The 21,664-nt window shown below is 35.1% G+C and carries 20 protein-coding genes, 1 tRNA gene and 1 CRISPR repeat array; of the genes, 11 read left to right on the top strand and 10 right to left on the bottom strand.

What is annotated here, in order from left to right:
* Positions 1-309: 309 nt before the first annotated feature.
* From htpX to hemA, 5 genes are all read right to left on the bottom strand, one after another.
* Complete coding sequence (gene htpX, locus GQ589_RS04810) at positions 310-1,179, bottom strand: protease HtpX (protein WP_160424893.1); 870 nt, start codon at positions 1,177-1,179, stop codon at positions 310-312.
* Positions 1,180-1,583: 404 nt separating this feature from the next.
* A tRNA-Leu gene (locus tag GQ589_RS04805) sits at positions 1,584-1,670 on the bottom strand.
* Between the two features lie 100 nt (positions 1,671-1,770).
* Positions 1,771-2,013: a zinc ribbon domain-containing protein gene (locus GQ589_RS04800; RefSeq protein ID WP_160424891.1), complete on the bottom strand. Its 243-nt coding sequence runs from the start codon at positions 2,011-2,013 to the stop codon at positions 1,771-1,773.
* A gap of 120 nt (positions 2,014-2,133) precedes the next feature.
* Complete coding sequence (locus GQ589_RS04795) at positions 2,134-2,385, bottom strand: DUF1289 domain-containing protein (RefSeq protein ID WP_160424888.1); 252 nt, start codon at positions 2,383-2,385, stop codon at positions 2,134-2,136.
* Positions 2,386-2,421: 36 nt separating this feature from the next.
* On the bottom strand, positions 2,422-3,693 hold the full coding sequence (hemA, locus tag GQ589_RS04790) for a glutamyl-tRNA reductase (protein ID WP_160424887.1): 1,272 nt from the start codon (positions 3,691-3,693) through the stop codon (positions 2,422-2,424).
* 183 nt (positions 3,694-3,876) lie between these two features.
* Between hemA and lolB the strand changes: the two genes are divergently transcribed.
* The 6 genes from lolB to GQ589_RS04760 all read left to right on the top strand — a co-directional run bounded on the left by lolB (position 3,877) and on the right by GQ589_RS04760 (position 9,956).
* Positions 3,877-4,497, top strand: coding sequence for a lipoprotein insertase outer membrane protein LolB (gene lolB / locus GQ589_RS04785; RefSeq protein WP_160424885.1), 621 nt, complete (start codon positions 3,877-3,879; stop codon positions 4,495-4,497).
* Between the two features lie 12 nt (positions 4,498-4,509).
* The gene (gene ispE, locus GQ589_RS04780) at positions 4,510-5,352 is read left to right on the top strand and encodes a 4-(cytidine 5'-diphospho)-2-C-methyl-D-erythritol kinase (RefSeq protein ID WP_160424883.1); all 843 of its coding nucleotides are present in this window, start codon (positions 4,510-4,512) and stop codon (positions 5,350-5,352) included.
* Between the two features lie 176 nt (positions 5,353-5,528).
* Complete coding sequence (locus tag GQ589_RS04775; protein WP_160424882.1) at positions 5,529-6,590, top strand: bifunctional transcriptional activator/DNA repair enzyme AdaA; 1,062 nt, start codon at positions 5,529-5,531, stop codon at positions 6,588-6,590.
* A 322-nt stretch (positions 6,591-6,912) separates the two neighbouring features.
* Entirely contained in the window at positions 6,913-7,464 is a 552-nt protein-coding gene (apt, locus tag GQ589_RS04770; RefSeq protein ID WP_160399915.1) for an adenine phosphoribosyltransferase, read from the top strand.
* 261 nt (positions 7,465-7,725) lie between these two features.
* On the top strand, positions 7,726-8,496 hold the full coding sequence (ddaH, locus tag GQ589_RS04765) for a dimethylargininase (RefSeq protein WP_160424880.1): 771 nt from the start codon (positions 7,726-7,728) through the stop codon (positions 8,494-8,496).
* 50 nt (positions 8,497-8,546) lie between these two features.
* Entirely contained in the window at positions 8,547-9,956 is a 1,410-nt protein-coding gene (locus GQ589_RS04760; RefSeq protein WP_160411524.1) for a basic amino acid/polyamine antiporter, read from the top strand.
* 24 nt (positions 9,957-9,980) lie between these two features.
* Here GQ589_RS04760 and GQ589_RS04755 read toward each other — a convergent pair whose 3' ends face one another.
* Both GQ589_RS04755 and nfi read right to left on the bottom strand, forming a co-directional pair.
* Positions 9,981-10,727, bottom strand: coding sequence for a tRNA1(Val) (adenine(37)-N6)-methyltransferase (locus tag GQ589_RS04755; RefSeq protein WP_160399918.1), 747 nt, complete (start codon positions 10,725-10,727; stop codon positions 9,981-9,983).
* Entirely contained in the window at positions 10,717-11,382 is a 666-nt protein-coding gene (gene nfi, locus GQ589_RS04750) for a deoxyribonuclease V (protein WP_370519418.1), read from the bottom strand. Before nfi ends, GQ589_RS04755 begins: the two co-directional genes overlap by 11 nt.
* 60 nt (positions 11,383-11,442) lie before the next feature.
* Between nfi and GQ589_RS04745 the strand changes: the two genes are divergently transcribed.
* The 4 genes from GQ589_RS04745 (at position 11,443) to GQ589_RS04730 (ending at position 14,837) form a co-directional block, all read left to right on the top strand.
* Entirely contained in the window at positions 11,443-12,024 is a 582-nt protein-coding gene (locus tag GQ589_RS04745; RefSeq protein ID WP_160399920.1) for a YigZ family protein, read from the top strand.
* Between the two features lie 147 nt (positions 12,025-12,171).
* Entirely contained in the window at positions 12,172-12,393 is a 222-nt protein-coding gene (locus GQ589_RS04740; RefSeq protein ID WP_160399921.1) for an EexN family lipoprotein, read from the top strand.
* Positions 12,394-12,838: 445 nt separating this feature from the next.
* A CRISPR array of direct repeats spans positions 12,839-13,106; the repeat unit is 28 nt; unit sequence TTTCTAAACCGCCTATACGGCGTTAAGG.
* A gap of 460 nt (positions 13,107-13,566) precedes the next feature.
* Complete coding sequence (locus GQ589_RS04735) at positions 13,567-14,061, top strand: GNAT family N-acetyltransferase (protein ID WP_160399922.1); 495 nt, start codon at positions 13,567-13,569, stop codon at positions 14,059-14,061.
* A gap of 44 nt (positions 14,062-14,105) precedes the next feature.
* Positions 14,106-14,837 (top strand): rhomboid family intramembrane serine protease, encoded by a 732-nt coding sequence (locus GQ589_RS04730; RefSeq protein WP_160424878.1) that lies wholly within the window; start codon positions 14,106-14,108, stop codon positions 14,835-14,837.
* Between the two features lie 55 nt (positions 14,838-14,892).
* Here GQ589_RS04730 and lolE read toward each other — a convergent pair whose 3' ends face one another.
* Genes lolE through lolC form a run of 3 tightly spaced genes read right to left on the bottom strand, consistent with a single transcriptional unit; the run spans position 14,893 to position 18,041 of the window.
* Positions 14,893-16,131 carry a lipoprotein-releasing ABC transporter permease subunit LolE gene (gene lolE / locus GQ589_RS04725; RefSeq protein ID WP_202115027.1) on the bottom strand — a complete coding sequence of 413 codons (1,239 nt, stop codon included), beginning with the start codon at positions 16,129-16,131 and terminating at the stop codon, positions 14,893-14,895.
* 1 nt (position 16,132) lies between these two features.
* On the bottom strand, positions 16,133-16,846 hold the full coding sequence (gene lolD, locus GQ589_RS04720; RefSeq protein WP_160411520.1) for a lipoprotein-releasing ABC transporter ATP-binding protein LolD: 714 nt from the start codon (positions 16,844-16,846) through the stop codon (positions 16,133-16,135).
* Positions 16,839-18,041 (bottom strand): lipoprotein-releasing ABC transporter permease subunit LolC, encoded by a 1,203-nt coding sequence (gene lolC / locus GQ589_RS04715; protein WP_160399959.1) that lies wholly within the window; start codon positions 18,039-18,041, stop codon positions 16,839-16,841. The genes lolD and lolC overlap by 8 nt, the downstream gene beginning before the upstream one ends.
* A 158-nt stretch (positions 18,042-18,199) precedes the next feature.
* On the opposite strand from lolC, the gene mfd reads away from it, so the two are divergent.
* Complete coding sequence (mfd, locus tag GQ589_RS04710; RefSeq protein ID WP_160424876.1) at positions 18,200-21,658, top strand: transcription-repair coupling factor; 3,459 nt, start codon at positions 18,200-18,202, stop codon at positions 21,656-21,658.
* Positions 21,659-21,664 lie beyond the last annotated feature (6 nt).

The following is a 21,664-nucleotide window of genomic DNA, read 5'->3' as shown; positions in this document are numbered from 1 at the left end:
GTTCTTTAACCGGAATACCCGCTTCAGCTTCTTTTAAAATAGCGACGATTTGATGTTCAGTCATTTTTTTCATAATTAAATCCCCCTTTTCTTTTATCATAGAGAATTTTCTACTTTTTTGCTGTACTATTTTAGGGGATAGTTACAGCTTGCTTTGCTATTTCGATATTTTTGGCAGGGCTAAGTAATTCTAATTTATTATTGGTGATACGATATGACATTATGAACTCTTTGAAATATAACTAATTAGTAGCTTGTTCTTTATTTTACAAGCATTATTTATTCAATAATGCTTGTATTTTCTAATCATTAACTTTGGTAAGTTTGGTTTCGTAAAGCTTCTATACGTTTTTCTAATGGTGGATGAGACATAAACAATTCAGAAAATTTTGCTTTTTTCGCACCATTAATACAGAATGCTAAAATTGAAGTATCTTCAATTGGTTCATGGCTAGTTTTTAGTTTTTCTAACGCAGCAATCATCTTTGTGCTGCCTACTAATTTAGCCGAACCAGCATCGGCGTGAAATTCTCGATAACGAGAAAACCACATGGCTATTAAACTAGCTAAAATACCAAATACTGTTTCAAACACCATGACTATCACGAAATACGCTAGTTGTGATAAACCACGATTACGGTCATCTAATGCTTGAGCTACAATAGAGGCTAAAATTCGTGAAATAAAAATAACAAAAGTATTAAGTACACCTTGTAATAAAGTCATTGTGACCATATCACCATTAGCTATATGACTCATTTCATGACCAATTACTGCTTCAGCCTCATCTTGGGTCATAGTATTTAATAAGCCAGAACTAACGGCAACAAGTGAGCTATTTTTAGTTGCACCTGTAGCAAAAGCATTAACATCGTGGGCGTGATAGATAGCTACATCTGGTATTTTTATATTAAGTTCTGTTGATAAGCGACGGACAATGTCAAGCAACCACTGTTCTTGACTATTACTCGGTTGAGTAATGATCTCTCCCCCTACTGACCGCAAAGCCATTCGCTTAGATAACAGAAGAGATATGAAAGAACCTCCAAAACCAAATATTGCTGCAAAAATAAGTAAACCTAGAGTACTATATGAATCAACGCCTAAGATACTTAGAATGATTCCAAATACAAACATAACAGCTAAGTTAGTTAGAATAAATAACCCTGCTCGCATCATAGTAAAGTGTCCTTTTTTCTTAGTTTTAATGATATTAATTATAACTCAATTTATTTTCAAAATAATTTTTTTGCATTGCCATTAAGGAAAAATATAATTATTTTACTTAAAAACCAAACTAATGTTTTATGATTTACATGTAAAAAACCTAGATTCGGACTGATATCAAGATTTTACATGGTCTAACGAAAAGTGATACTATCTGCCAAAATGATCAGTATACCAAAATTTAAAATAAATTATTCATTAATCTATTATAACTAAAATTTATGGCTTATACTAATTTTAGCAATTCAGTATGATAGAAATCTATGCTGATAAGTTTCTGAAAATCTTAACTGCCATTTACTACTTTTTAATAAAGTTGCGACATAAGAAAAGTTAAGATAATCTATTGATTTTATTGGTGCCAGTGGTCGGACTCGAACCGACACGCTTTTAAGGGCGGCGGATTTTGAATCCGCTGCGTCTACCAATTTCGCCACACTGGCATTTTGAAGTGTAAATAAGTAAACGTTGGCATTATACTAAGCTTTGTAATATCTGCAACAGATATTATCTACAAAGCAACTTATCTGCCTAAAAAAACGTCTAAATCTTCCTTTTCCAAGCAGGTAATTTTTTTAAAATAACATAAGCAGTCTGTTTCGCCACAGAGCTATCAATATTGTGGTCTTTAGCATAGTGTAATGCAACCTCATGCCATTTTTCCTCAAATGTTTTCATTGATCCATCTTTATTGGAACAATGCTTACAGTAGTTTTTTGACATATCCAGCAATGGATAATCACCAATACTGGTCATTGGCATGCCACAAGCAATGCACATTTTCATATTTTATCAATTCCAGTTAAATTAAAAAGTTAGCAAACTTATGCTATACTTATTTAAGTGAAATCCTACTCTGAGTTAGATAATATTACAATACACAGTTTAAAAATAGATAATTAGATTTTAAAAATTAAGCTCAATTTGTGATGGGATAGAATTTAATTTTTGGCGTTGCTGCTGTAATAATAGATAATGACGCTTTAATGCTCGTTGTTTGCATAAGCGTAAAACTTCTTTCTTTTGGCTATCATTAAAGGTCAACCAATTGAATCTTTCTTGTCTAGAACGATAACACGCAACGCAATAGCCTTGCTTATCTGTTTCACAAATGCGCTTACAAGGGCTTGGAATGTCAAAAAATTCAATCTGATCCAATTTATTACTTATCCAGCTAAGAAGACTGTCAATTTATTAATGTTCTTTTAACCCTAAGCCTTTACTCAGCACTTTAAAGCAGTCATCACAATCATGTGTAGCTGCGTTGAGTAATGTTTGGGTAGGTGCATGAATTAATTTATTGGTTAAACGATGCGAAAATTCAGAAAGCACTTCATCAATATTAGCACCTTGCTTGATCGCATTTAAAGCCTTTATTTGCAACTCACGTTTAACAGTTTCTGCATTACTACGATACTGCTTAACATAAGCAACAGCATGTCTAGCTTTAAGCCAATCAATAAAATTTTCTGCATGTTCTTGAATGATATACTGTGCCTCTTTGGCAGCAATAGCCCGTTGTTCTAGATTATTTTTAACCGTTTTTTGTAAATCATCGATAGTATAAAGATGCACATTATCAAGGTTACTAATTTCCCCCTCTACATCACGGGGAACTGCTAAATCAATAAACAACATTTTACGATTATTTCTAGCCCATAAGGTACGTTCAACCATTCCTTTACCAATGATAGGTAAAGGGCTTGCGGTTGAACTAATCACAATATCAACATCTTTTAACCGGTTAGCAATATCTGGTAATGAGATGATTTCTGCATCAATATTAGAGGCAAGTTTTAATGCCTTTTCACGGGTGCGATTAGCTATAAAAACTTTATTAAATCCATGGGGCTTTAAGTAACGAGAAATAAGCTCTATCGTTTCCCCTGCCCCAACAAGCATAATATTTAAACATGACACATCAACAAAAAGACGACGAGCAACTAAACAAGCCGCATAAGCAACCGATGCTGTATTGGCCCCAATATTAGTTTCACTGCGAACAATTTTAGCAACATGAAATATGGTCTGAAATAATTTTTCTAATTTAACTGATAAGCAATTTTGCTTTTGTGCAAAACAATATGCTTGCTTAACCTGCCCTAAGATCTGCGGTTCACCAATGACCATGGAGTCTAAACCACTAGCAACCGACATCAAATGCTCAACAGCTTGTCGACCATCATACCAATAAAGTGAATTTTGATAATGCTCAAGATCAATATGATGAAATTGCGCTAACCAACGCTCAACCGATTGTTTTAATTTAAGATAATCAGTTTGATGTTCATAACTAAGATAAATTTCTGTTCGGTTACAGGTAGACAAAATAACACACCCTTCAACTAAAGGATGTTGGTATAAGCTATATAGTGCCTTATCGACAATCTCAGTATGAAAAGCTAGCTTTTCCCTTAAAGCGATTGGTGCTGTTTTATGATTAACACCAAATATTGTAATTGACATTGCATTACTTCTTTTTTGAAGGTTATATTAGATATAATTATTTTATTAAGCGTGCTCTAACTTATATTATACATAAAAAAGAATAAAGATTAATTTGCATAGTTACTTTTTCTTATTCAAATAATTATCGGTTATAATGCACTTATCACTGACAACAAACATTAACAACTAAAGAGTTATTTCATGTCTAATATCAAATATACTTTTGTTATCATTTTATCTTTATTTATTGTAGCTTGCCAAGCAACTAAATCGCAAAATTCCACTTCAGTTGAGCAACAATGGCAAGCTCACCAACAAAATCTACAACAAATAAATGCATTCCAAGTAAACGGCAGTATTGCTCATATGAGCGATAAGTCCCGTAATTATGGCCGATTTTTAATTATCCAACAGTCAACAGATAATTACGAAGTCAAATTAACTACACCTGTTGGTACCAATATTTTAACCTTAAAAGCTGAGCCTAATTATGCACAACTTATTGATAAAAACGGTGGAAGTTATCAAGATGTCAACGTTGAAAATCTAATGAGAAAAATCTCTAACGTAAATATACCATTAAATTCTTTACATAATTGGTTAAAAGGATTTTCAAACAATATTAATGCTGACAAATTAGATAATTCAGGGCGATTAATATCAACCACCTTTATGCAAGGTAATAATAAATGGACATTAAAAATTCCAAGTTATAAAACTTATACCTATAAAAATAAAAAAATTGATTTACCTGCAATTATTGAACTTACCCATGATGATGAAATTGTCCGCTTAAAAATTAGTGACTGGGTTCTACGATAACGGATTATATTTATGAAACAATGGTTATCACCTGCTAAATTAAATCTATTTTTATATATTACAGGTCGTCGTGCTGATAATTATCATAATTTACAAACGCTATTTCAATTTGTAGATTATTATGACATCTTGACGTTTACGGTCCGTCAAGATGATAAAATAAAGTTATTAACACCATTTGCCAGCATTCCTGACGATAAGAATTTAATTATGATCGCTGCGGAACGACTAAAGTCTTATGCTAACAAAAAAAATATTGGTGTAGATATTACAATTAATAAAACAATTCCAATGGGTGGCGGACTTGGTGGAGCTTCTTCCAATGCTGCAACAGTATTAGTCGCACTAAACCAGTTATGGCAACTTAACTTATCAACTGACGAATTAATCAAAATTGGACGTACAATTGGTGCTGATGTACCTATTTTTATTCATGGGCATACAGCTTTTGCTGAAGGCATTGGTGATCAATTCCAAAGCGTCGACATTCCTGAACACTGGTATTTAGTCGCCTACCCCAATATTGAAATATCCACAGTTAAGATATTTAATGATCCTGAACTCACCCGTAATACACCAGCCCAAAACATCACTGATTTACTTTCTCTGCCGTTTAACAAATTTAAAAATGATTGTGAGAATGTTGTTCGAAAACGCTACCCTAAAGTAAACAATATAATTACTTATCTTTCACAATATGGCACTACTCGATTAACAGGAACTGGTGCATGTGTTTTTACCCAATGTGAATCAAAGCAACAAGCATTAGCTATTCAAGGCAAACTTAATGCAGCACTATCAGTTAATAGTTTTGTCGCAAAATCGTTAAACAATTCGCCTTTATACACAAATTAAACAAAAAACTTAACCAACACATCATTAAATGGTTAAGTTTTTTATTCTAAAGTCTTCCTTTATGACAAATTTTCAATATAAAAAATAGTTGTCGTTTTTTCGGTTGCAGCCGCTACTATATTATTTAATATGCATACTAATTATTAGATGTAATAAAATTAAGGCTTAAAAAAATTATGATTATTAGTAATGCGGACAAAATAAGAGAATATTATCAAGCTTTACTCACAAAAGATCAAAACTATGTGGGAATCTTCTATGCAGGGGTTAAAACGACATCTGTATTTTGTATTGCAACTTGCAGAGCACGAAAACCAAAATTTGAAAATGTTGAATTTTTTAGTACATTTAAAGCTGCACTTGATGCAGGATATCGACCTTGCAAAATTTGCAAACCAACTGAAAATGCTAATGAAACCCCCATTGACGTTGCTAAAGCAATAACATTAATTACAGAAAATCCTAAAACAAAAGTATCTGATACCATATTAAAAAAACATCAAATAAGCCCTGAAATGGTCAGACGCTGGTTCAAAAAACATTACGGAATCACCTTCCAAACTTATCAAAGGATGTACCGAATTAATCAAGCCTTTCAAGAGCTTAAAGTCGAAAAAAAGGTTATTAATACCGCTTATAATACGGGATATGAATCTTTAAGTGGTTTTGGATATACTTATAAAAAAATCATCAAAAACACACCATTAGAAAGTATTGATCAAGACATTATTTTAATTAATCGCTTAACAACGCCATTAGGTCCCATGTTTGTATGCTCTACCAATCAAGGTATTTGCTTATTAGAATTTGTAGATAGAAGGATGCTAGAAACTGAATTCGAACAACTACAAAAACAGCTAAAAATGAAAATTATTTTTGGTGATAATAACCATATAAAACAAATAAAAAAAGAAATTGATGAATATTTCCAAGGGAAAAGACAACATTTTAATGTCAAATTGCATACACCAGGAACAGACTTCCAAAAAACCGTTTGGGATTGTTTAAAACAAATTCCTTATGGAAAACTAACCACCTATAAACAACAAGCAGAAAAAATCAATACCCCACAAGCTATACGTGCCGTTGCAAATGCAAATGGGTTTAATCGAGTTGCGATTATTGTACCTTGTCACCGAGTCATTGGCTCAAATGGTGAGTTAATGGGATATGGAGGAGGATTAGAACGAAAACGTTGGCTAATTGAACACGAAAAAAAATATTCAGATAAAAACTAAAAGCATTCACTCTCAGAACGAACCTGTATTTGATTATTTGTTTTGGCATTCCCCCAAAAACTCAATACAGAAAGTCCAATAAAGATAAGTAATTTAATAAATTTTATGTTATTTCCTTTTTTATATGAAATTTATTCAATTATCTGCTTTTTACAAAATAAACTGTCTGAATATTGTATTTATTTGTAAAAAAATGTAAAAAACCAAGTCAAGGATTTTAATTTATGCCGATATTGCTTTTTGTTTATTGCCATGCCAAATGGCGAGAGTATATAATAAAAAATTGTCCATTCTTATAGAAATGATATAGAGAACATTTAATATGACTCAATTACAAGAAAAACTTGCACTTATTAAAAATAGTATTATCACCATACCAGATTACCCTAAAAAAGGGATTCTATTTCGTGATATTACTAGCCTGCTTGAAGATCCTGTTGCATTTCGTACTTCGGTTGAGCTATTAATCGATCACTATAAAGATAAAAAAATAGATAAAGTGGTTGGCACCGAAGCGCGTGGGTTTATCTTCGCCGCTCCAATTGCATTAGCATTAAATATTGGTTTTGTACCAGTAAGAAAACCCAATAAGTTACCGCGTCACGTATTTAAAGAAGAATATCAACTAGAATATGGCACAGACACGCTCGAAATTCACTCAGATGCTATCAAAGCTGGTGAACGCGTATTAATCATCGATGACTTATTGGCAACTGGCGGTACAGTTGCGGCAACAGCAAAATTGATCCAAAAAGCAGGCGGCATTGCCCAAGATGCCGCCTTTGTAATTAATTTACCCACTTTAGAGGGAAAAACTAAACTCACTAATATGGGCATTAATTGTTTTACATTAGTCGATTTTGAAGGTGAATAACCCACCCATTTAAAAATATCTTTTTAAGGGTAATTAATATTACCCTTTTTTGTGTATTCCCTATCACTTCTATACCAACACACAATTATCAATTAGTAACCTACTCGCGATATCCGCAACAATTCAAAATCGACAATAATTCAGAGCTAAACACCACAACAACAAAATTGCATAAAAAATCAAATTTAAGCTTGATTTAGTTTTTTTAGTGAATTATTATTCAAAAATACAGCATAATTATAAAACAAAGGTGGGTTAAAAATGAAAAAGTTTAGTCATATTATTGCAAGAACACCAGCTAAATCACTAATTAATGGTTTAACATCGGCTAATTTAGGCAAACCAAATTATCAAAAAGCCTTAGATCAGCACAATAATTATATTCGAGCATTACAACAGTGCGATGTCGATATCACCATATTACCTGCTGACGAACGCTTTCCTGATTCCGTATTTGTTGAAGATACCGTTCTTTGTACACCACATTGTGCCATTATAACAAGACCAGGAGCTGAAAGCCGCAGGGAAGAAACTGAAATCATCGCTGATACCATTGAAAGATTTTATCCAAATAAAATAGAAAGAATTACCGCACCTGGAACTGTTGAAGCGGGGGATATAATGATGGTTGAAAACCACTACTACATAGGTTTATCAGCTCGAACCAACCAAGCTGGTGCTAAACAAATGATTGCTATTTTAGAAAAGTATGGATTAACGGGATCTATCGTAACACTAGAAAAAGTTCTTCACCTAAAAACTGGGCTTGCTTATTTGGAAAATAACAATTTATTAGCCACAGGGGAATTTATAACTAAACCCGAATTTAAGCACCTTAATATTATTGAAATCCCTGAACAAGAAAGTTATGCAGCCAATTGCATTTGGGTAAATGATAGAGTAATTATGCCAGCAGGTTACCCAATAACAAAAGCAAAAATCGAAAAACTAGGTTACCAAGTGATTGAAGTGGATACCTCTGAATATCAAAAAATTGATGGTGGCGTAAGTTGCATGTCATTAAGATTTTAAAATAACCCAATGAAAGCTAACTAATATTTAACTAAAAAATAAGTGAATCGATGAATACACCAATACGAAAAAAGCTAGGCATACTTCCCCTTACTCTATTAGTTGTTGGCAGTATTGTAGGAAGTGGAATTTTTAGTCTGCCACAAAACATGGCCGAAGGTTCAGGTACTGGAGCCATTCTCATTGCATGGGGGATAACCCTATTCGGCATGTTCATGCTAACGCGAATATTTCAGTATTTATCGATTCGATTTTACAAAATCAATGATGGACTATATGGCTATGTCCGTGAAGGTTTTGGTGATTATATCGGCTTTAATGCCGCATGGGGATACTGGATATCGGCGTGGATGTCGTGTACCAGCTACTTAGTGATCTTATTTAGTGCACTGGGATCTTTTGATTGTTTTAATTTTTTTGGTCATGGCACCACTTTACCTGCCATTATTACAGCTATCGTATTTTTATGGATAGTACATTATTTTGTCTTAAAAGGAATATATCGTGCTTTTTTATTAAATTGTCTAGTGACATTAGCAAAAATTGTACCGATTGGTTTATTTATTGTCTGTGTTAGCCTTGCATTTAAAATATCGACGTTTAAAGTGGATTTTTGGGGATCACCGCAGTTAGGATCAATAATACAGCAGGTCGAAAACACCATGCTTTATACCGTTTGGGTCTATTTAGGAATTGAAAGTGCCACCGTTTATGCTGCCAGAGCAAAAAACATGATCAGCATCAGTCGTGCCACCTTCTTTGGTTTTGCCATTACTAGCTTATTACTTGTTTGTGTCTCTGTGTTATCGCTTGGTATTGTACCACAACAAGAACTTGCACAAATGAAAAATCCATCAATGGCCTTAGTGATTGAACACGTAATTGGTAGTTGGGGAGCAACCTTAATTAATATTGGCTTAATTGTATCAGTAAGTGGTGGATTATTATCGTGGCTAATGCTTGCTGCTGAAATGTTATTTTTAAGTGGTCAAGGCAAACAACATACCGTACCAAGCTTTTTTGGGAAACTCAACAAAGCAGGGACACCTGCCAACGCATTATGGCTAACAACAAGCCTAATAACCGTATTAATTATTCTTGCCCATTTTTATCAATCTGGATACAACACCTTAATTCAATTATCAACCTCAATGGTGCTTATCCCCTACTTACTTTCTGCACTTTTTGTTTTTAAATTAGCCATTAAACAAAGCAATGCCTACTTAATCATGATTGGTGCATGCGGATCGCTTTATGGCATATGGCTCATTTATGCAGGGGGGGTATCTTACCTATTACTATCAATGATACTTTATAGTGTAGGACTGCTTTTTTACCTTTATGCCAGAAAGGAACGATCTTTATCGGCCTTTAGTTACTTACACGATAAAGTGTATGCTATTGTCATCATCACCTTGGCACTAATAGCTATCATCTATTTTTACATCTTACCCAATTAAAGCCGATTTAATGATGTTAGACAGTTATTTACGGAATAGATAAAAATCGGCTAATAATTCTCTAAAAGCCTGAGAATAACGCCCATCATCATCACGCATACACAATTGTTGCTGATCGATTTTATTTGGTTTATTGTATGAAAAAACTAATAACGACAACGAAAAATCTTTACCTACACTATACTTAACATTCATCACTCTAAATAAAAATAATCCATTCGACAAACATAATTGCACAAACTGATGTGATAAATGATATGGTAACACCAAACAAAATAAACCCTCAGGATTTAATAAACGCCTGACTGAATCAATAAGCTGTTGATAATTAAGGCTCTCAGTATAACGAGCTAATTGCCTTTGACTATTTCGACAATCGACGGCTGGTTCAAAATAAGGAGGATTAGTCACAATCAAATCATAACCAACCTCATCGATCGGTGAAAATTGCTTAATATCAGTATGAATTGCATTAATCAAAGTCAAGCCTGACTGTACGCTATTTTGTTGACATTGCATCACTGCTTGTGCGTCAATATCAATTGCATCTATTTGACAAGAATAATATTCTAAACGCTGAGCTAACATCAGCCCAATCACACCACAACCACAGCCAATATCTAACACTTTTTTAGGCTCAGATACAATGGGAGCCCACGCCCCTAACAAACAACTATCGGTTGTAACTTTCATTGGACTTTTGTCATGAGCAACAAAAAAACGTTTAAAGGTAAACCCCCCTTTTTTTAAGGGTAATAGATTATTTTGCATGGAGGAACTTTTTAAATAATGGTTTATTAGAAGCAATTGCATCAGCCCAACGGGTCGGTTCTGGTAAACGATAACCACGTAAACAAGCATTAACCCATTTTAAAGCACTATCTTGACTTACTCGATGTCCAATCGAAACAAACAGCGGATTACAATTATCTTTACTACACAGTACCCAACCAACCTGTTCTTTATTATCAAACAAAGGCGTAACATTGCCAGCTTTTTTTGCTAATAATTCAGACTCACCACACAACCTTTTTTTAGCCACACCAATAGTCGGCATATCTAACAACAAGCCTAAATGGCTCGCAATACCTAACCGCCTAGGATGCGCAATACCTTGCCCATCAACTAACAGTAAATCGGGTTTTTGTTTTACCTGCTGCCAAGCGGCAAGTAGCGCAGGATATTCCCGAAAAGACAAATAACCTGGAATATAAGGAAATGTAGTCTCAATTCGAGCTATATGATACTCAACAACCTCGAAGGTTGGATAACGCAAAATGACGATTGCCGCTCGAGTTACCTTGCCATTATCTTCAAAGCCAACATCGGTACCACCAACATAATTTACTGTGGAATTAAAGTCATCATCGCATTTAATCTGCTTGGCCAAAGTCTGTTGTGTTTGCTTTAATTGTTGTAAATTGATAGACATTTTAAATCTGCTGAGTATGATTAATCGCAATAAAACGATTTTACCAGAATTAATATGCCATATACATTAGCAAATCCAACTGAATTAACAGAAGAAGTTAAAAAAAGCCGCTTTATTGTCAAGGCGGCGCCGATCACCTCAGCCGAACAAGCAATGCAATTTATCGATCACGTTAGCGATCCCAATGCAACTCACAACTGCTGGGCATGGAAGATTGGTCAACAATATCGATTTAATGACGATGGCGAACCCACCAGCACAGCAGGTCGCCCTATCCTTTCTGCTATTGAAGGGCAAGATTGCGATCAAGTTGTCGTAGTAGTAATACGTTATTTTGGCGGCATAAAGCTTGGCACTGGTGGCTTAATTCGTGCCTATGGCGGATCGGCCAGCCACTGCTTACAACAAGCAGAACTGATCGAACTTATTGCTCGTATTCCACTGCAATTTCACTGTTATTATAGTGAATGGCCTATTATCGAAAACCGTCTAAAAGAACTTGATGCATTAATTGAAAATCAAGAATTTGATGCCGAAGGCGTAAAAGTAGATATCGCTATAACAAAAGACAAATCACCGCCCCTACAAAAATCCATTAGTGACATTACGCGTGGACGAGTGGTTATTGAGCTATAAAATCAATTTTAAGCTTAAAAAACAAAAATTGTTAAATAAAAACAAATTCTTATTTTAATAACAAAATAAAAAGCTATAATTAAAACATTCCTTATATGCGTAGAGAAATCATAATTAAATATTAACTAATAATTGTAAGGAATTTCCATGAAAAAAATATTAATATTCATTACTGGCTTGTTTTTATTTGGATGTAATGAAAAAACTTACACAGTAGAAGATTTCAAAAATAACAAAGAACTACTAGATGAATACCGTAAAAAATGTGAGAACGGTGAAATCCACGGTGATAGTTTAAATTGCCAAAATTCTCACAAAGCAATGATTAGTCTTAATAGACCAACTAATACAGGAAAATGGACTGACTAATTCAAAGATTAAAAGCGACTTATGTCGCTTTTAAAAACTTCAAATATGAAATAAATAGATGTACTATTTTGAAAAATTTGAGGCAAAATTATCTCTTATTTGAACCATTGATTAATACGAGTTTATATAAACAGCTGATTTTACTTAAAATAATTTTCAAAAAAACTTTAATAAAATCAGTAACTTTCCTGACCGCTTTTTTATCAAAATAGTTCTTTTTTGTTAGTACATAAAATGGGTTGTGTGCCGTGGTTTCGGACGTTTAGGCTTTGGGTGGATAAAATAGCTGTTGTGATCACATCCGATTTAGAAGATTTTTTGCGAAATCCCCTAAAAACCCTCGCAAGGCTGCAGAATGTAGCCTTCGGCTACGCTACTCGTATCATCCTGATACTCCCTCTACGAGGCCATCTTCACTGTGCTCAGCTGTTGCCAAATGTGCCCGTTTCTAAACCGTCTATACGGCGTTAAGGCAAAAATTTATTATCGTTGCGATACGAAAGACTTTCTAAACCGCCTATACGGCGTTAAGGAATATTTAAATGCTGAAACGGCTATTCTAGCATTTCTAAACCGCCTATACGGCGTTAAGGGCTTTGCAAATGTCGTAAAATGCTTTTGCATTTTTCTAAACCGCCTATACGGCGTTAAGACCCTCTTATTTGTTCAAGCATCCACTCGCTTTTTTCTAAACCGCCTATACGGCGTTAAGGTAGAACTCAAGATTTAATAAATCTTGTTATATAAAGATAAACAACAATTTTGCCTTTGAAAACCCTTTTTTTAAGCTGTTTTCTAATATTTTGATTTTATTGAGTTTTAAATTATCGTAAAAAAAAGGGTTTGGAGAGGTTTGTGTTCAAAAAAACGCACAGAAAAAACTTTAATAAAATCAATGCCTTTCCTGACAAATTTTTATACGATTTTTTTAAATTTAGGAAATCAAAAAATAAAATCTATAATTAAATATACCTTTGTTTGGTTGTAATGTGTGATTGTAATTTATGTGTTTTTTACATAAAAAAACAGTCAGAAAAGGTATTGATTTTATTGGATTTTTTAAATAAAAAATCATCATCAACTTTATTTGTTTTTTTAATCAAAATATCCCTTATTGCCTATAACACATAATAAAACTACAATAATCTCCTTTTATCACTTACCACAAAGAAGATGATCACTTATCACGATGCTTTGTTAGACGATTTACCATTTATTGTCGATGTTTATAACTCAACCATTGCTAGCCGCCAAGTCACTGCTGATACACAGCCCGTTTCTGTTGAAAGCAAATTAGATTGGTTTAATCAACATAACCCACAAAACCGTCCTCTTTGGCTAATAAAATATCAAGATAAGCCTTGTGGTTGGATAAGTTTATCTTCATTTTATGGTCGCCCTGCCTATAACAAAACCGTTGAAATTAGCTTATATCTTCATCAAGACTATCGGGGTAAGCAAATTGGGCAGTTTATGATTAACAGTATTGAGCAATTTGCTAAACAAGCTGGTATACAAACTATACTAAGTTATATATTTGGTCATAACACACCTAGTATCAATCTATTTAAAAAGATGCAGTATGAACAATGGGGATTGTTTCCAAATGTTGCGGAGCTTGACAATATTCAGCGCGATTTGGTGATACTAGGTAAACGATTAGATTAACCCCACATTGTCAATACAATTTAACACTAAAAAGGACCTTTTTGATGAGTACGTTAAATGATATCAAGTATTACGCTAGTCAATCTAAAATGACCACGACGTTGGTGGTCATCAATATTTTATGTTTTTTTGCATTTCGGCTAGTTGATAGTCGTGGATTTTCGCCACTAAATGAAAACCGATTTTTGATTGATTGGGGTGCTGATATCGCAGAGTTGACTTTTTCCGGTCAGTATTGGCGGATGTTTACTAATTTATTTATGCATGTCAGTGTGACACATTTAGCAATGAATATGCTCGCTTTATGGAGTACAGGACCGATTTTAGAACAGCGTGTTCCTCGTGTTGCTTTTATTGGTATTTATTTCCTTTCAGGACTAGTAGGGAGCTTATCAAGCGATATTGCTACCATCAATCAAAATGTAATCAGCTGTGGAGCATCCGGGGCAATTTTAGGCATTATTACCGCTTTGCTAGCTTATTGTTTGGTGTTTAAAACCAATATACAAGAAATGCCTGTTAAAGCAATGCTAATTAGTTTAGTGTTAACTGCTGGGATAGGGTTATTACCTTCAATCGATAATATGGCTCATATCGGTGGCGCTTGCGCTGGGTTTGTGCTTGGTGGAGCGGTTTGCTTATGTCTTAAAATGTTCAAATATCCAAGTAAACTAAGTTTACTTATGATTAGCCTTATATTTGCTGTAACAATATTAGGGATCTATACGCAATATATGCACTACGCTTTGCCGAGTAGTTATTACATCTATTATTAGCAATAAAAAGGCGCTGATTATCATCAAACAGCGCCTTTTTTATGCAAAAACACGATTAAAAGCTATTTAAAATCCGTGCAGGTTCAATTTTGCAAGCCCGTTTAGCTGGATAGTAACTAGCAATTAAGCTCAGTAACATGGCAGTAATAAACACAATGACCACATCAAATAGATGAATTTCAGAAGGTAAAAAGTCAATAAAATAGATATTACTATTTAGAATTTTATGCCCTAGTAACGATTCAACTCCGCTCATAATATTTGATAATTGCCAAGACAATACCACGCCTAAAGCAACGCCCATTACGCTACCAATTAACCCTGATATCACACCATACCAAATAAAGATATGTCGAATTAATCGATTGGTTGCACCTAGGGTCTTTAATATGGCGATATCACGTTGTTTGTCTTTAACGGCAATCACTAATGTTGACACAATGTTAAAACATGCCACACCAATTACCACAATCATAGCCAAATACATAATTTGCCTGATCATTTGAATATCACGATACATAAAGCCAAAGGTCTGTTCCCAACTATTAAATGCCAGAGTTTCATCAAGTGCTAATACAGCTTGCCCAATAAGGTTATTAGCTTGATAGACATCGTTCACATTAACCATAATACCTGTAACGCTATCACCCATATTGAGTAGCTTTTGCGCATCCGTTAAGGGGATCAATGCAATATTGTTACTTAAGCTACCGCTTAGCTCTAAAATGCCCACCACTTGTAAACGAACACGTTTAGGCGGTTTGAGTTGATTTGGTCCACTCGATACAGGAATTAATAAAGAAACCCACCCACCTTCGTTTACTGACAAGCTTTTAGCAAGCCCTGCTCCAATAATAACTTGCTGTCTATCGGGCTTAAAGTCTTGCCATTTATTATTCAGAACATAATTAGGCAGTGCACTAACTTGCGCTTCTTGCTTGGGATCAAGCCCTTGCACTTGTACTGCCCCAAGTTTGCTACCGTTTTCAATTAATCCAGTAAAATTAACAAACGGTAAGGCTGATACAATATTGCTGTTACTCTTGAGTTCTTGTTGAATGTGTTGCCAATTATCTAAATTGCCATATTCAGGATATAGTTGCCCATGTGGAACTACAGATAAAACACGATTATGTAGCTCACGCTCAAAGCCGTTCATCGCACTTAATCCAATAATTAAGGCTGCAATACCAATGGCAATACTGAGTGTTGAGATGATCGAAATTAACGATACCATACCACTTTTACGGCGACCTTTACGGAATTTAATAGCGGTAATTAAAGATAAATTCATGCTAATTATCCATTGATTGATTATCTGATGATGTATTCACAGATAGTTGCCCATCTCTCATCACCATTTGTTTATCAAGTTTATTGGCAAGTTCAAGATCATGCGTCACCACCAAAAATGCGGTGCCATGTTCCCGATTTAGTTTAATAAGCAAATCAAAAATTGCGTCAGCGGTTGATTTATCCAAATTGCCAGTTGGCTCATCAGCCATGACCAGTGCTGGGTTGTTAATTAATGCTCGCCCAATTGCCACACGCTGACGCTCACCACCTGATAGTTCAGATGGACGGTGGTTGGCTCGTTTGGCCAAATTAACCGCTTCAAGCATTACCATAGCACGTTTTTTTGCTTCATTAGGCGATACACCACCAATTAATAATGGCATTGCAACGTTTTCTAAGGCGGTGAAATCAGGTAATAAATGATGGAACTGATAAACAAAGCCGATTTCTTGATTACGTAGCTGTGCCTTTTCGACTTCGGATAGTTGGTTAAGTTGTTTAGACTTAAACATAATTTCGCCCGAAGTGGGTTTATCAAGTCCTCCTAATAGATGTAATAACGTGCTTTTACCTGAGCCTGAACTACCAATAATGGCAAGTAATGACTTAGAGTAAATATCAAATGTGACATTTTTTAGTACTTCGGTGACCATTTTTCCTTCGTTATAAGTTTTATAAAGGTTCTTGGCACTAAGCAATATTTGTTTATTCATAACGTAAAGCCTCGGCTGGTTGGATATTGGCTGCACGATATGCAGGATAAATAGTTGAAATTAGCGATAACATAAGCAATCCAATAATAATAAAAATAATTTGTGTTGGTTCAACCAATGATGGTAATTGAATGCCTGCAAACGATAAACCAAGCACTTGCATAATTTCGTTTAGATAACAAGCAATTAATAGACCAATTGTACTACCTAATAACGTGCCAATTACCCCTGAGCTTGCTCCTTGAATAATAAAAATCAGCATAATTTTAAAGCGAGACAAGCCTTGCGTCTTCAAAATCGCAACTTCGCCTTGCTTTTCCATAACAAGTAAACTTAGCGAGGTGATAATGTTAAAAGCGGCAACAATAACAATCAGACTAATCAATAAGCCCATAACATTTTTTTCCATTTTAATAGCTTGGAACAGTTCACCACGTTTAGCTCGCCAATCATTAAAAACTAATCCGTCTGATAATTGAGTATTCGTTACCGTAGCGATATCAAGTGGTTTATCTAAAAACAAACGCCAACTGGTTATCATATTGGCAGGATAACGTAATAGATTTCTAGCATCGGACTGATTAACATAAATGAGCGCTTGATTAATATCATGATTAACTGAAAATAGTCCAACAATATTAAACAAACGTTGTGAAGGAATACGACCAACTGGTGTAATTTGACTAGCATCAGTCACCATTAAGCGGATTTTGTCACCAACTGTTACGCCTAATTGATTAGCTAATGTTTGCCCAATAATGACATTGTACTGCCCTGCTTGCAAATCTAAAACAGAACCGCTATAGATGTAATCATTGATTGGATCATTATCTTCTGGATTAATACCCATTAAGGTACTTACCGTGATACTTTGTTCACTTTGCAAAACCACATCACCAGTAACTAAAGGACTAATATGATTAACGCCTTGAATATGGCTAAATTGCTCACCAGTAACAACGTTAGGATCAATACGACCCTGTGAACTTGTGATCTGTGCCTGAGGTAAAAACTTCAAGATACTGCCTTGCATCTGGTCTTCAAGCCCATTCATGACTGATAAAACTACAATCAGACCAATAGAACCAAGCATAATACCAATCATCGACAACCATGACACAAAGCGACCAAAGCCATCCGTTTTTTGCCCATACACATAGCGCAAACCAATAAAAAAGACTAATGGACGAAATATTTTTGACATAAACGTATAGATTACCTGAAACTTTTTTGACAAAGTTTTGCTAGTTAAATACAAGATGCTTATCATACAGGATTAAACAGTTATAGAAAACAACCATGTAGTTACGTTATAATCTGGAGATAATTTTTCAGCAAAATCGACGAATTCACATGCCTAAAACACAACATATCTCAACATTAATGCCTAAAAAACCAGGTGAAATTAAGCAAATTGGGCAACTTATTGGTTCTTCGTTATCACAATTTTGTGCCCAAGCAATAGACGCACACGATGGTTTAGTGGTGATTATTACTGATGATATGCAACAAACTGCCCGTATACATGGGGAACTCAAACAATTTTCACCATTTCCTGCTATCTTTTTTCCTGATTGGGAAACATTACCTTATGATAGTTTTTCACCACATCAAGATATTGTATCAGAACGCTTATCCTGCCTTTATCACCTTGGACATTTAACGAAAGGTGCATTGATTTTACCAATAAATACACTAATGCAAAAAGTTTGCCCACAAAGCTACCTAGGCGGACATGTATTTATGATGAAAAAAGGGCTACAAATTAGTCGTGAACACTTGCGTTTACAGCTTGAAAATGCCGGCTATCGTTCAGTTAGCCAAGTTATGGAGCATGGCGAATATGCCACTCGTGGCGAGCTGTTTGATATCTATCCAATGGGCAGTGATAGACCTTATCGTATCGATTTTTTTGACAATGAAATAGACAGCATACGTACCTTTGATGTTGAAAGCCAACGAACCCTTAACGAAATAGCAGAAATCCAACTATTACCCGCACACGAATTTCCATTTGATAAAACATCAATCGAACTGTTTCGTAGTCAGTGGCGAGAAAAGTTTGAAGTAAGATTAGATCCCGAAAGCATCTATCAACAAGTAAGTAAAAATATTTTGCCAACTGGCATTGAATATTGGCAAGCCCTCTTTTTTAACGAGCCACTAACGTCACTATTTTCTTATTTTTTAGCCAATACCTTAATCATTAACACCATTAATATTGAACAAAATGCTAACAAATATTGGCAAGATATTACACAACGTTATGAAAACCGCAAAGTCGACCCAATGCGCCCATTACTTGAGCCAGCAATTATTTGGTCTAAAATTGATGAGATTTTTGCCAATTTCAAACACTACCCAAGAATAGTTGTATCAAATACGACAATAGCTGAATCAAATAGAAATATTAATTTACCTTATTGTGCATTGCCTGAAATCGCCATTCAAATCCAACAAAAAGATCCTTATTTGCAATTTCAAAAATTTATTGCTGATTTTTCGGGGAAAATTATTTTTTCAGTTGAATCAGAAGGACGCAAAGAGGCTTTACAAGAAATTCTTGGGCGAATTCGTATTCACCCAACATCTATTCACCAACTTGATGAACAAACAAAGGTGGATAACCGTTTTTGTTTAATGATTGGTACCAGTGAGCAAGGCTTTATTGATCAGCAACAAAATTACGCTTTTATTACTGAAAACGAACTATTAGGTCGGCGTATTATTCGTCGTAAAAAAGAAAATAAACAAGCAATTAATACTGACTCACTCATTCGTAGTTTGGCTGAGCTAACACCGGGTAAACCCGTTGTGCATTTAGAACACGGTGTGGGTCGCTATGCAGGACTAACAACGTTAGAAACAGGTGGCATTACAGCGGAATACCTAATTTTACTTTACGCTAATGATACTAAGCTTTATGTGCCTGTTTCGTCACTAAATTTAATCAGTCGTTATTCTGGCGGTGATGAAGAAAACGCACCACTCAACAAATTAGGCACTGATGCTTGGAGTAAAGCACGACAAAAAGCCGCCGAAAAAGTGCGTGATGTCGCAGCAGAATTACTTGATATTTACGCAGAACGTGAAAGCAAACCCGGCTTTGAATTTAAACAAGACCGTGAACAGTATGAACTATTTTGCCAAGGATTTCCTTACCAAGAAACTGACGACCAACAAAATGCCATTGGTGCTGTCATTGGCGATATGTGTTCGCCTTATGCCATGGACAGATTAGTATGTGGCGATGTTGGCTTTGGTAAAACGGAAGTAGCGATTCGTGCTGCTTTTTTAGCCGTTATTAATCATAAACAAACCGCCGTTTTAGTACCAACTACCCTACTTGCCGAGCAACACTATGAAAGTTTCTGCGATCGCTTTGCTAACTGGCCAATACGCATTGAAAGCTTATCGCGATTTAAAACGGCCAAACAACAAAAAGCTATTATTGAAGCCCTTAGCGAAGGGAAAGTCGATATCGTGATAGGTACGCACAAATTATTACAAGAAGAGATTAAATGGAAAGATCTTGGTCTGTTAATTGTGGACGAAGAACACCGATTTGGCGTTCGTCAAAAAGAACGCATCAAAGCAATGCGAGCCAATATTGATATTCTAACACTTACTGCAACACCAATTCCTCGAACCCTAAACATGGCGATGAGTGGTATGCGTGATCTTTCAATTATAGCTACACCACCAGCTCGCCGTTTAGCGGTGAAAACATTTGTTAGAGAGTACGACGATTTAGTTATTCGTGAAGCCATTTTGCGCGAAATCTTACGCGGAGGGCAAATTTATTATTTACATAATGATGTATCAGATATCGAAAAAGTCAGTGAAACTTTGGCTGAATTAGTCCCTGAAGCACGTATTACCATCGCACATGGACAGATGCACGAACGTGATTTAGAACGAGTTATGAATGACTTCCACCATCAACGTTTTAACTTACTGGTTTGTACAACCATTGTCGAAACAGGTATAGATATCCCTAATGCGAATACCATCATTATTGATCGTGCCGATAAATTTGGTTTAGCTCAGCTACACCAATTACGAGGACGAGTTGGTCGCTCATACCATCAAGCTTATGCTTATCTATTAACGCCACATCCCAAATTACTCAGCAAAGATGCCAAAAGACGCCTTGATGCAATAGCCTCGCTCGAGGATTTAGGCGCTGGATTTGCCTTAGCAACACATGATCTTGAAATTCGTGGTGCAGGTGAACTGCTTGGCAGTGATCAAAGTGGTCAAATCGAAACCATTGGCTTTAACCTTTATATAGAACTGCTTGATGACGCTGTTAAATCGCTAAAAGAGGGAAAAGAACCGACACTCGAATCATTACTTAATAGTCAACACACCGAAGTAGAATTACGATTACCAACATTAATTCCCGATGACTTTATTCCTGATGTTAACACACGACTATCGCTTTATAAACGGATTGCTGGCGTTGATAACCTTGATGAGCTCACCGACATTCAAGTTGAAATGCGTGATCGCTTTGGGCAATTACCCGATGCTGTGCTATTTTTATTAGAAACGACCAAAATCCGCTATCATGCATGCCAACTCGGGATTACTAAAATCGAATTTGGCGAAAAAGGTGGTTATATTGAATTTGGCAGTAATAATAAAGTATCCGTTGATTATTTGATTGAAATAATCCAAAAAGAGCCAAAAAATTATCGCTTAGAAAGCTCAAATCGATTAAAATTACAAAAATCAGAATTACAACGAAATGAACGTATTGAATATATTAAAAATTTGTTGTCCAATTTTGCAGAAAATCAAGAATGATAATTT

This window comes from Gilliamella sp. Pas-s27, assembly GCF_009795865.1.
In the GTDB taxonomy this organism is placed as follows: Bacteria; Pseudomonadota; Gammaproteobacteria; order Enterobacterales; family Orbaceae; genus Gilliamella.
Note: the sequence above shows the minus strand (reverse complement) of the source record. Positions and strands in the feature narration are given on the sequence as shown.

Coding starts and splice junctions, on each gene's coding strand:
- htpX (WP_160424893.1), bottom strand. CDS start 1,179: ATGATGCGAGCAGGGTTATTTATTCTAACTAACTTAGCTGTTATGTTT.
- GQ589_RS04800 (WP_160424891.1), bottom strand. CDS start 2,013: ATGAAAATGTGCATTGCTTGTGGCATGCCAATGACCAGTATTGGTGAT.
- hemA (WP_160424887.1), bottom strand. CDS start 3,693: ATGTCAATTACAATATTTGGTGTTAATCATAAAACAGCACCAATCGCT.
- lolB (WP_160424885.1), top strand. CDS start 3,877: ATGTCTAATATCAAATATACTTTTGTTATCATTTTATCTTTATTTATT.
- ispE (WP_160424883.1), top strand. CDS start 4,510: ATGAAACAATGGTTATCACCTGCTAAATTAAATCTATTTTTATATATT.
- GQ589_RS04775 (WP_160424882.1), top strand. CDS start 5,529: ATGATTATTAGTAATGCGGACAAAATAAGAGAATATTATCAAGCTTTA.
- apt (WP_160399915.1), top strand. CDS start 6,913: ATGACTCAATTACAAGAAAAACTTGCACTTATTAAAAATAGTATTATC.
- ddaH (WP_160424880.1), top strand. CDS start 7,726: ATGAAAAAGTTTAGTCATATTATTGCAAGAACACCAGCTAAATCACTA.
- GQ589_RS04760 (WP_160411524.1), top strand. CDS start 8,547: ATGAATACACCAATACGAAAAAAGCTAGGCATACTTCCCCTTACTCTA.
- GQ589_RS04755 (WP_160399918.1), bottom strand. CDS start 10,727: ATGCAAAATAATCTATTACCCTTAAAAAAAGGGGGGTTTACCTTTAAA.
- GQ589_RS04745 (WP_160399920.1), top strand. CDS start 11,443: ATGCCATATACATTAGCAAATCCAACTGAATTAACAGAAGAAGTTAAA.
- GQ589_RS04740 (WP_160399921.1), top strand. CDS start 12,172: ATGAAAAAAATATTAATATTCATTACTGGCTTGTTTTTATTTGGATGT.
- GQ589_RS04735 (WP_160399922.1), top strand. CDS start 13,567: ATGATCACTTATCACGATGCTTTGTTAGACGATTTACCATTTATTGTC.
- GQ589_RS04730 (WP_160424878.1), top strand. CDS start 14,106: ATGAGTACGTTAAATGATATCAAGTATTACGCTAGTCAATCTAAAATG.
- lolE (WP_202115027.1), bottom strand. CDS start 16,131: ATGAATTTATCTTTAATTACCGCTATTAAATTCCGTAAAGGTCGCCGT.
- lolD (WP_160411520.1), bottom strand. CDS start 16,846: ATGAATAAACAAATATTGCTTAGTGCCAAGAACCTTTATAAAACTTAT.
- mfd (WP_160424876.1), top strand. CDS start 18,200: ATGCCTAAAACACAACATATCTCAACATTAATGCCTAAAAAACCAGGT.